The following is an 8,761-nucleotide window of genomic DNA, read 5'->3' as shown; positions in this document are numbered from 1 at the left end:
GCCCACGCCCGCGTCCACGAGCAGCACCTCCGCGCCCAGTGCCCGGAGCCGGTCGCGCAGCCAGGCGTACTCCTCGCCCTTGGTGTCCAGCGTCCCGATCAGCACGACGGCCGGCATCTCACGCCACCCCTCTGCGCTCGAAGACCTGCTTGGCCACGTTCAGGGCGTTGATGGCCCGGGGGAATCCGGCGTACTGGACGCAGTGGATGATGACCTCGACGATCTCGGCGGCGGTCAGGCCGACGTTGAGGCCCGCGTTGATGTGCCCGGTCAGCTGCGGCTCGCAGCCGCCGATGTTGACCAGCGAGGCGATCGAGGCGATCTGCCGTTGCCTCAGGTCGAGTCCGGGGCGAGCGTAGATCTCCCCGAAGTTGAACTCCACGCCGTAGCGTCCGAGATCGGAGCCGGGGCCGGAGAGCGACTGGAGCAGGCGGTCGGCCGCGCCGTCGCCGTAGACCTCGTCGTACTTCGCCCGGCCCTGGTCGAGGCGGGATTCGGTGCTGGACTGGGTGTCGTCCATCAGATCGCGTGACCTCCGTCCTGGGGCAGGATGACGCCGGTCAGGTAGGCCGCCGAGGGCAGGCAGAAGAACACGATGGTCTCGGCCAGGTCCTCGGGGCGGCCCAGCGTCCTGGTGGGGATCTGGGCGAGCAGGGCCTCGCGCTGCTCGGGGGTGTCCCGGTCGCGGCCGGGGGTCTGCTGGGCGCCGGGCGCGATGGCGTTGACCGTGATGCCGCTGGTGGCGTACTCGATGGCCAGGGCCTTGGTCAGTCCGACCACGCCTGCCTTCGCGGCGGCGTAGCCGCTCGCGTGCCGGACCAGGCGTCCGCCGCGCAGGGCCGCGATGGAGGCGATGTTCACGATCCGGCCGCCGCCGCGGGCCAGCATCGACGGAATGACGGCGGCGGTGACGTTGAAGACGCTGGTCAGGTTGACTTCGACCATCCGATGCCACTCTTGCTCGGTCATCTCGTGGAAGGGCCGGACCATGCCCCCACCCGCGTTGTTGACCAGGATGTCCAGGCCGCCCCAGGTCTGGATGACCTCCCCGACCGCGTCCTGGGTGGCGGCGAAGTCGGTGATGTCGGTCTTGAGCTCCAGCGCCTGACGCCCGGCCGCCTGGACGGCCTCGCCGAACGCCCCGAGCCCGTCGGCGGCCACGTCCAGGCCGGCGACGTCGCACCCCTCCGCGGCCAGCGCCTGGGCGAACACCTTGCCCATGGCCCCGCCCGCGCCGGTGAGGAGCGCCTTCTTGCCTGCCAGTCGCATCTGCGAACCTTTCACTTGAGTGCTCCGGCGGTCATTCCCTGGATGAAATGCCGCTGAAGGAGGAGATAGAGGGCGATGATGGGGATGCTGGCCAGCGTGACGCCCGCGGCGATCATCGACCGGTCCACGCTGTACTCCCCGACGAAGAACATGATCCCGGTGGAGATCGGGCGCAGCCCTTCGTCCTGGCCGTACAGCAGGGGGATGAGGAACATGTTCCAGGTGAACATGAACTGGAGCACGACCAGCGTGATGATTCCCGGCCTGGCCAGCGGGAGGATGATGCGGGTGAAGACCCGCCACTCCGTGGCGCCGTCGATCCGGGCCGCGTTGGAGATCTCCTCGGGTAGCCCGCGGAAGAACGCCCGCATCAGGAACACCCCGAAGGCCAGCCCGAGCGCGACGCTCGGCACGATGACACCCCAGTAGGTGCCCAGGATGCCCAGGTCCCGGACCAGGTAGTACTGCGGAATCATGATCGACTGGAATGGGATCATGATGCCCAGCAGGAAGGCGCCGAAGATCAGCCGCTCGCCGGGGAGCCGTCGCGTGCCCAGGGCGTACCCGGCAAGGCAGGAGAAGGCGGTCACCAGCGGCACGACGAAGGCGGCGTACAGCACCGAATTGCCGATGTAGGAGCCGAACCGGCCGGTTGTCCACGCTTCCGCCAGGTTCTCCCAGTGCAGCGTCGCCGGGACGCCGAAGGGGTCCTGGTTGATCTCGGCCGTGCTCTTCAGCGCGGAGAACCAGATCCACAGGAACGGCATCACGAACAGCAGCGCGAACAGCAGGAGGATCAGGTACCTGGCGGTCTTCACGGTGATCGTCATGCGCGCTCCCTGACCCGGACCACCGCGATCGACACCAGCAGCGAGATCGCCGTGAGCACCAGCGACAGGGTCGCGCCGTAGCCGATCTCGTTTTCCATGAACGCCTTCTGGTAGGTGTAGGTGGCGATCAGCTGGGTGGCGTCGTCCGGGCCGCCCTTGGTCATGATCCAGACGTGGTCGAAGGCCTGGAAGCCGTGGACCAGCAGCAGGACGACGACGAGCGTGATGGCGTTGGACAGCTGCGGGATCACCACGTGCCGGAAGCGCTGCCACCCGTTGGCGCCGTCCACCCGGGCCGCGTCGATCAGGTCGGTGTCCACGTTGTGCAGCGCGGCGGTGAAGATGACGAACGCGAGGCCGACGGTGGCCCAGACCGAGGCCAGCAGCACCGCGTACAGGGCGAAGTCGGGGTCGCCCAGCCAGCCCCTGGTCCAGGACTCCAGGCCGACCGCCTCCAGCGCGCGGTTGAGGATGCCGAAGGCCGGGTTGTAGATCCAGCTCCAGACGATGCCGACGATGATGGCCGGGAGCACCTGAGGCATGAAGTAGATCGTCCGCAGCGCGGTGAAGCCGCGGGGGCGGCTCCAGACGAGCATGGCGAGCAGCAGCGCCACCCCCATGGTCAGGGCGGTGCCGACGACCACCCAGATGAGGTTGTGGCCGAGCGAGCGCCAGAACAGGTCGTCGCCGAGCAGCCGCCGGAAGTTGTCCAGGCCGACGAAGCGCCTGTCGGGGCTGGCCCCGTCCCAGTCGGTCAGGCTGAGGTAGACCGACTGGGCCAGCGGCCACAGGATGAACCCCGCGTAGAGCAGGCCCGCGGGCAGCAGGAACAGGTAGCCCAAAGTACGGCCCTGGGGCCGACCCCCGGGCCGGACCTGCCCCGCCGTCGAGCGTGGCCTCGTCAGCGTGAGCGTCATGAGGTCAGCCCCGCCTCCCATGCCTTCTGCAGCTCCTCGGCCTGCTTGGCCGGAGTCTTGTCCCCGGCGACCACGGCTTGGAAGCCGCTGGTCATCGCCTTGAGGAAGGCGGGGGAGGCCAGACCGTGGTTGACCGCGTAGCCGATGTTGGCCGTGGCGTCGCCGCCGCCGTTCTGGGCCACCCCCATCGCGAGCTCCTGCAGCGGGGTCAGGGTGAATCCGGCGGAGTCGAAGGGCACCGGCGGGAAGATCTTGCCCTCCTGGACCCAGAACTTGACGGCCTCCGGCTGGTAGAGCGAGTCCAGGAACTCGGCGGCCAGGTCGGCGTTGGCGCTCTTGGCTGAGATGTAGTACGCCGAGCCGATGCCGCCGGGGTAGACGCGGGGGCTGCCGTTGACCGAGGGCATGGCCATGATGCCGATCTCCTGGCCCGGCATGTCCTTCTCGATCGTGCCGACCGCCCACGTGCCGTTGAGGTTCATCAACGCCTTGCCCGCCAGGAAGAGCGACTGGGCGTCGGGTCCGCCGAGGGAGTTGAGGTCCTTGATGAAGCCGCCGGCCTTGACCAGATCGACGAAGAACAGCTGGATGGCCTCCACCAGCTGCGGGGTGTTCCAGCTGCCCTTGTTGTCGAAGATCAGGTCGCCCATCGGCTGGGCCCCCGCCAGGTTGCCGGCCATCATCGAGAACGCCCACCAGCTCGGGTAGACGTCCGACTGGCCGTAGGCGATCGGCGTGAATCCCTTCTTGGTCGCGGCGGCGGCGAAGGTGAGCAGCTCCTCGAAGGTCTCGGGGACGGTCAGCCCGGCCTTCTCGATGAGAGTCTTGTTGTAGAACAGGACGGTGTTCTCCGACTCGTTGGGCAGGCCGTACAGCTTGCCGTCGAGGGAGGCCTCGCGGATCGCGAAGGGGGTCAGCCGGTCCAGCCAGCCGTATTTGGCGGCGACGTCGTCCAGCGGGCGGAGCAGCCCCGCCTCGGCCAGCACGCCGGCGTTGCCCGCGCCGACCTGGTAGTAGATGACGTCCGGGCCGGTGCCGGAGGCCAGCGCCGTCTTGCCCACCGTGGTCAGCTGGTCCCCGGTCTGCGCGCTGCGGGTGATGGACGCGCCCTGGAACCGGTCGTAGATCTTCTTCACGGCCTCGTTCTGCGGCGAGGTCGTGAACTGGTCCCACACCTTCAGCCCGGGGCGGGCCGCGCCCGTGCCGGTCCCGGTGCCACTCGGTTCGGTGCGGCCCCAGCCGCAGGCGCTGAGCGTCAGCGCGGCGGCGGCCAGGCCGCCGGCGCGGAACAGGTCGCGGCGGGAGGGGGCGTTCAGCGAGGGGGTGTTCATGGCGTCGTCCTCTCATAAGGTGCAGGTGCTGTGGCCCAGGGGGCCGATATGCGGTGCTGTCCCGAGGTCACCGAGCACACGGTCACCCGGTCGCGCCGTTCCAGGACGGTGACGTGGGCGGTGGACCGGACGGCCTCGGGGTCGCTGGTGGGGACGTGGACGAGGGCGTCGGCGCCCGGCGGGATGCGCAGGTCGAGCGTGAACACGCCCTCCGCCACCGACCAGGCGGACTCGACCCGGCCGCGGGGGGTCTCCTGCGCGGCCCGGGCCCAGGTCAGCCGCCCGCCCGGGTGAGGGCAGAGCGTCAGGCCGGAGTAGGCCACGGAATCCGGTTCCTGGCCGATCCCCGCCACCCCGCCGTACAGCCAGTCCCCGACCGCGCCCAGGCTGTAGTGGTTGAAGGAGTTCATGGTGGCCGACTGGAAGCCGCGCTCCGGGGTCCAGCCGTCCCAGCGTTCCCAGATGGTCGTGGCGCCGTGCCGGACCGAGAACAGCCAGCCGGGGAAGCTCTCCTGGTGCAGGAGCCGGTAGGCGAGGTCGGCGCGGCCGATGCCGGTGAGCACCGGGCAGAGCAGGCCCACCCCGATGAAGCCGGTGGTCAGATGGTCGTCGTGCTTGGCCAGGTCCCGGACCAGGTGGGCGGCGACGGCCTCGCGCAGCTCGGCGGGGACCAGGGCGAACTCCAGCGCGAGCAGGTAGCCGGTCTGGGTGTCGCCGTGGACGCGGGCGTCCGATCCGACGAACGCGGCCGTGAAGGCCGCCCGGATCGCGGCGGCCAGCGTTTCGTAGCGTTCGGCCGGCCCGGCCAGCCCGAGCGCCCGGGCCGCCCGGCCCACGAGGGTGGCCGACTGGGCGAAGTAGGCCGTGGCCAGCACCTCGCGCGGGGTGTCCACTCCGACCTGGAGCCAGTCGCCGTAGTTGCGTCCGGTACGGCGTCGCCAGATCAGATCGGGGTTGTGCCGCTCGATCTGGTCCACCCAGCGGGCCATCGCCGGGAAGCAGTCCGCCAGCACGCGGCGGTCGCCGTACAGGCGGTAGAGGGTCCACGGGACGATCACCCCGGCGTCCCCCCAGCCGGGCGCGCCCTCCCTGGTCAGGCAGACCTTGGGGGCCACGTCGGGGAAGGCCCCCTCGGCGTCCTGGCCGGACAGCACGTCCCGCATCCAGTCGGCCATGAACGCCGACATCTCGGCGCCGCGGGCGGCGGTGGGCAGGAAGACCTGCGCGTCGGCGAGCCAGCCGAGCCGCTCGTCCCGCTGCGGGCAGTCGGTGGGCACCGAGACGAAGTTGCCGCGCTGACCCCAGCGGATGTTCTCGTGCAGCCGGTTGACCAGCTCGTCACTGCAGGTGAACTCGCCGGTCCAGGGCAGATCGCTCTGCAGGACCCGGCCGGTGACCTCCATCCGCCCCTCGAAACCGGTGACCTCGACGTAGCGGAAGCCGTGGAGGGTGAAGGCCGGCTCGAACACCTCGACGGGGTCGCCCGCGCAGACGTAGACGTCGGTGGCCTCGGCGCGGCGCAGGTTCGCGGTGTGCGGGGAGCCGTCCGCCGCCAGCATCTCGGCGTGCCTGAGCTGGATCCGCCGGCCGCGCCCCGCGCCGTGGACGGTGAGCCGGACTCGGCCGACCATGTTCTGGCCGAGGTCGAAGATCGTGCCGCCGCCGGGGGCGGGAAAGCTCCGCAGGGCCGGCAGGTCGGCGACCACCCGGACGGGGGTGCTGCGGGACCAGACCAGCTCGTCGGTGTCCCGGCCGAGGACGGCGACGGGCGCCCACGCGCTGTCGTCGAAGCCGGGGGCGTCCCAGCCCTCGCGCCGCCGGCGGGCGTCGTGGTACTCGCCCATCAGCAGGTCGGAGTGGCGCAGCGGTCCCGGCGCCTCCCGCCAGTCGCCGTCGGTGGCGACGACCTGACGGGATCCGTCGGCGAACTCCAGCTCCAGCTGGGCGATGAGGGCCGGCGCGTCGCCGTAGAGCTTGCCCGCCCGGCGCGGGTCGAAGCCGACGAAGCCGCTCCACCAGCCGTCCGCGAGCAGCGCGCCCAGGACGTTGCGCCCGGCGCGCAGCAGCGCGGTCACGTCATGGGTCTGGTACCTGATCCGCTCCCGGTAGTCGGTCCAGCCGGGTTCGAGCTCGGCGTCGCCGACCCGCGAGCCGTTCAGGGAGAAGCGGTACAGGCCTCGCGCGCTGGCGTGCAGCCTGGCCCGCACGGGGAGTTCGGGCAGGTCGAAGGCGCGGCGCAGCTGCGCGGGAGGGGTCAGCTTGCGGGTGTTGAGGGTGAGGTCGTCGTCGGCGGGGGGTTCGAAGACGGGCTGCGCGGCCTCGTCTCTGGCGATCCAGGCCGCGCTCCAGCCGCCCATCAGCCCGGTCTCGAACCACGACTCGGCGCTGCCCGCCGGTGACCCCCAGGCGTCGCGGACCTCGACCGTCCAGGTGTAGCGGGTGGAGGGTGCCAGGGGCGGCCCGTTGTAGGCGACCTGGCTGCCGTCGGTGCCTTCGTGCTCCCACACGAGCCGCCCTGCGGCGCGCACCGTGAGGCGGTGGGCGCTTTGGCGGTCGCCGTGCGCGTCGGAGCGCAGCCGCCATGCCAGGCGCGGGGCCGGCTCGTCCATTCCGCGGGGCCGGTCGAGGAACTCGCAGGTGAGGTCATACGGAGACAGGAGTGCCACGATGTTGATCACTTCCCTTCGTTGGCCCGGTCCCCCGATACGAATCGTTTTAAGGGTTGCCGCCCAACAAGATGGGGTGACGTTACAGCCATGTTGCGCGACTGGTCAACCGGTTGACCAATGTCTGGTTTATTGCCTATCGTCCACTGTCATGGAATACGCGCTGCTCGGCTCGACCGGTGTCCGGGTCTCGCGGCTCTGCGTCGGCACGGCCACGTTCGGAGTGGCGCCGGACCCGGCCGAAGCCGCCAGGATCGTGCGCGGCGCGCTGGACCACGGGATCAACTTCTTCGACACCGCCGACTCCTACGGCAACCTGCCGCACTTCGACCGGCCGGGCGTGCCGCCGTGGGACCGGCGGGAATCGGCCGAGGAGATCCTCGGCAAGGCGCTGGCCGGGCAGCGCGACCAGGTCGTGCTGGCCACCAAGGCGCGCGAGCCGGTCGGGCCCGGCGTCAACGACCGGGGGCTGTCCAGGCGGCATCTGGTGCGCCAGCTGGAGCGGAGCCTGCGGCGGCTGAACACCGACCATGTGGACCTCTTCTACGCTCACCACCCCGATCCCGACACGCCACTCGACCAGACGCTCAGAGCCATGGACGACCTGGTCAGGCAGGGCAAGGTGCGTTACGCGGCGCTGTCGACCTATCCGGCGTGGGAGACGACCAGGGCCATGTGGATCTGCTCGGAGCTCCGCCTGAACCCGCCGGTGTGCGCCCAGGTGCGCTACAACCTGTTCGACCGTACGCCCGAAGTGGAGCACGTGCCCGCCTTCCTCCGGCTGGGCCTGTCCCTGGTCGCCTTCAGCCCGCTCAACGGCGGGCTGCTGGCGACCGCCGCCGACCGCGACTACAGCGGCGAGCGGCGCTGGGGCGGTGGTGGCTTCGCCCCCGAGCACCTGGCCACGGCCGATCGGCTGGCGGCGCTGGCCACGAGCTGGGAGCTGCCGCCCGCCCAGGTCGCGATCGCCTGGCTGCTGTCGCGTCCCGCCGTCGCCAGCGCGATCGTCGGCGCGGAGAGCGTCGCGGAGCTTTCGGCGAGCGTGGCCGCCGCGGGGCTGCGGCTGGATCAGGCCCAGCTCGACGCGTTGACCGCGCTGCCCTCCTTCCCCCGTTCCGCCGAGAGCCTGCTCACCATGCGGGAGGGGTGAGGTGGAGCTTACCTACGACCGGGAAGGGCCCTACCTCGACCGGGTACGGCTCGGCGATCTCGACCTGCTGCGCCGGGTCGGCGTGGAGGTCAGGGACCACCGGTGGATGACGGTGCCCGGGCGCGTCCTGCACGTGTCCGGGTCCCGGCTGGAGGTGTGGCACAGCTCGGGCGAGGTCGACTTCGCCTGGCGGGGCACGGTGACCGCGACCGAGGACTCGCTGCGGTTCTCGATCGAGGGCCGGGCCGGGCGAGACTTCGAGCGGGCCAGGATCGGGCTCTGCCTCCTGCATCCCGGCCACCTGGCCGGGACCGCCGTGGAGGTCAACGGCGCTCCCGCGGGGGAGTTCCCCCGGCGGATCAGCCCACGCCCGATCTTCACGGGAGTCCGGACGATGCGCTACCTGGACTCCGGAGTGGAGGTGAGGATCTCGCTGTCGGGCGAGACGTTCGAGACCGAGGACCACCGCAACTGGACCGACCCCGGCTACAAGACCTACGGCACCCCGCTCGACCGTCCCTGGCCCGTCCTCCTGCGCCGCGGCGACCGCGTCCACCAGACCCTCCACCTGACAGTGATCGGCCACCCCCTCCCCACC

Annotated in this window: 9 protein-coding genes; 2 read left to right on the top strand and 7 right to left on the bottom strand. The window is 70.8% G+C overall.

Going from position 1 to position 8,761, the window contains the following annotated elements; translation table 11 throughout:
- The 7 genes from Aple_RS55355 to Aple_RS50410 form a co-directional block, all read right to left on the bottom strand.
- A partial coding sequence (locus tag Aple_RS55355; protein WP_246265602.1) for a Tm-1-like ATP-binding domain-containing protein occupies positions 1-117 on the bottom strand: 117 nt, incomplete at its 3' end.
- 1 nt (position 118) lies between these two features.
- On the bottom strand, positions 119-520 hold the full coding sequence (locus tag Aple_RS50435) for a carboxymuconolactone decarboxylase family protein (RefSeq protein WP_155351938.1): 402 nt from the start codon (positions 518-520) through the stop codon (positions 119-121).
- Complete coding sequence (locus Aple_RS50430) at positions 520-1,269, bottom strand: SDR family NAD(P)-dependent oxidoreductase (RefSeq protein ID WP_155351937.1); 750 nt, start codon at positions 1,267-1,269, stop codon at positions 520-522. The genes Aple_RS50435 and Aple_RS50430 overlap by 1 nt, the downstream gene beginning before the upstream one ends.
- 11 nt (positions 1,270-1,280) lie before the next feature.
- Positions 1,281-2,099, bottom strand: a complete 819-nt coding sequence (locus tag Aple_RS50425) for a carbohydrate ABC transporter permease (protein ID WP_155351936.1) — start codon at positions 2,097-2,099, stop codon at positions 1,281-1,283.
- On the bottom strand, positions 2,096-3,016 hold the full coding sequence (locus tag Aple_RS50420) for a carbohydrate ABC transporter permease (protein ID WP_170322069.1): 921 nt from the start codon (positions 3,014-3,016) through the stop codon (positions 2,096-2,098). The genes Aple_RS50425 and Aple_RS50420 overlap by 4 nt, the downstream gene beginning before the upstream one ends.
- Positions 3,013-4,347, bottom strand: a complete 1,335-nt coding sequence (locus tag Aple_RS50415) for an ABC transporter substrate-binding protein (RefSeq protein ID WP_155351934.1) — start codon at positions 4,345-4,347, stop codon at positions 3,013-3,015. Before Aple_RS50415 ends, Aple_RS50420 begins: the two co-directional genes overlap by 4 nt.
- The gene (locus Aple_RS50410) at positions 4,344-7,025 is read right to left on the bottom strand and encodes an alpha-L-rhamnosidase (RefSeq protein WP_218038931.1); all 2,682 of its coding nucleotides are present in this window, start codon (positions 7,023-7,025) and stop codon (positions 4,344-4,346) included. The genes Aple_RS50415 and Aple_RS50410 overlap by 4 nt, the downstream gene beginning before the upstream one ends.
- Before the next feature lie 139 nt (positions 7,026-7,164).
- On the opposite strand from Aple_RS50410, the gene Aple_RS50405 reads away from it, so the two are divergent.
- Together Aple_RS50405 and Aple_RS50400 are read left to right on the top strand one after the other, a co-directional pair.
- Complete coding sequence (locus Aple_RS50405; RefSeq protein ID WP_155351933.1) at positions 7,165-8,163, top strand: aldo/keto reductase; 999 nt, start codon at positions 7,165-7,167, stop codon at positions 8,161-8,163.
- A gap of 1 nt (position 8,164) precedes the next feature.
- A partial coding sequence (locus Aple_RS50400) for a D-apionate lactonase family protein (protein ID WP_218038930.1) occupies positions 8,165-8,761 on the top strand: 597 nt, incomplete at its 3' end.

The organism is Acrocarpospora pleiomorpha (genome assembly GCF_009687885.1).
Taxonomy (GTDB): Bacteria; Actinomycetota; Actinomycetes; order Streptosporangiales; family Streptosporangiaceae; genus Acrocarpospora; species Acrocarpospora pleiomorpha.
This window is presented reverse-complemented; position numbering and strand designations above follow the sequence as displayed.

Bases quoted from the DNA above. Each gene is read 5' to 3' on its own strand.
- Aple_RS50425 (WP_155351936.1), bottom strand. From the start codon at position 2,099: ATGACGATCACCGTGAAGACCGCCAGGTACCTGATCCTCCTGCTGTTC.
- Aple_RS50415 (WP_155351934.1), bottom strand. From the start codon at position 4,347: ATGAACACCCCCTCGCTGAACGCCCCCTCCCGCCGCGACCTGTTCCGC.
- Aple_RS50420 (WP_170322069.1), bottom strand. From the start codon at position 3,016: ATGACGCTCACGCTGACGAGGCCACGCTCGACGGCGGGGCAGGTCCGG.
- Aple_RS50435 (WP_155351938.1), bottom strand. From the start codon at position 520: ATGGACGACACCCAGTCCAGCACCGAATCCCGCCTCGACCAGGGCCGG.
- Aple_RS50430 (WP_155351937.1), bottom strand. From the start codon at position 1,269: ATGCGACTGGCAGGCAAGAAGGCGCTCCTCACCGGCGCGGGCGGGGCC.
- Aple_RS50405 (WP_155351933.1), top strand. From the start codon at position 7,165: ATGGAATACGCGCTGCTCGGCTCGACCGGTGTCCGGGTCTCGCGGCTC.